Genomic DNA, 1,035 nt, shown 5'->3' with positions numbered 1-1,035 from the left:
CCTCGTGCGCTGGTGGGTGAGATGAGGCGTTCGGTCCTTCTGGTGCCGGTGGCCGACGGGGGGTTGTGGTCGGTGCGTTCGGGTGGGGTGCGGTGGGTGTGCGGGTTCACCGACGAGGCGGCGCTGGCCCGGTTCGCTCTGCGTCACGGGCCGGGTGACCGGCCCATGGAGTACGCGGCGTTGTTGGGTGCGCGCATCGTGGATGAGATCGTGCCGGCGTTGGGTGAGCCGGCGGGTCTTGCCGTGGATGTCGCCACTGAGGACGGGTCGATGTTCTTCCCGCCGGTCGTGGGCGTCGTCCCGGACCCGGTCGCGGTCGACGCCGGTCAGTCGGGAGAGGGGGGTGGTCATGGGCGGTGACGGGCAGGATCTGCGGCTGGGCAAGGCGGCCGTCGCGAAGTTCACGCAGGGTGTGGGCGCGACCATCGACGAGCTCGGTGAACTGGGCGGTGCCACCGGTTCGGTGATGGGCAAGGGCTTCTCCGGGTTGGCGATGACGGGGATGGAGGCCGGGCACCACGGCCTCTCGGTCGACTTCGAGGACTTCTGCGAGCGGTGGGAGTGGGGGGTGCGGGCCCTGGTGAGTGATGCCAGCGCGATCGCGAACCTGCTGGGTCTGGCGGCGGGCACGCAGTGGGAGCACGACCAGTACGTGGCGGGCTCGCTGAAGGTGGGCGTCAACGCCGTGATGGGCGGCAACCCGCACGCCGGCGAGGAGGAGATCACCCAGCAGGACTGGGGTGAGGTGTTCACGCCGGACGCCCTGGACCCGGACTGGAGCGCCGAGTCGTTCGACAAGGCCGGCGAGGACATCGAGCAGACGTGGAAGGACACCGGCCGCACGGTGCTCACCGAGGGCCAGGGCGGCCAGCGGTCGGAGGTGCTCAACGACGCGCTGGGGATCTCCGACGAGCAGTGGGACCAGGCGCTGGACGAGACGTTCGGACCGTCGCCGCAGGAGCGCGCCCAGCAGGCGCAGCAGCAGGGTGAGGCGGGGGGGAACTGACGGTGGGTATCGGCGACTTCATCAGTGAC

2 protein-coding genes are annotated in these 1,035 nt (G+C 70.5%); both read left to right on the top strand.

The genetic code is table 11. The features are described from left to right. Positions 1–360 (top strand): hypothetical protein (locus tag ACF1A1_RS39360; RefSeq protein WP_392007003.1); only part of this gene is annotated, 360 nt, incomplete at its 5' end. Further along, positions 350–1,006 carry a hypothetical protein gene (locus ACF1A1_RS39355; protein WP_392007001.1) on the top strand — a complete coding sequence of 219 codons (657 nt, stop codon included), beginning with the start codon at positions 350–352 and terminating at the stop codon, positions 1,004–1,006. The genes ACF1A1_RS39360 and ACF1A1_RS39355, both read left to right, overlap by 11 nt. Positions 1,007–1,035 lie beyond the last annotated feature (29 nt).

This window comes from Streptomyces sp. NPDC014995 (assembly GCF_043080745.1).
Lineage (GTDB): Bacteria > Actinomycetota > Actinomycetes > Streptomycetales > Streptomycetaceae > Streptomyces.
Note: the sequence above shows the minus strand (reverse complement) of the source record. Positions and strands in the feature narration are given on the sequence as shown.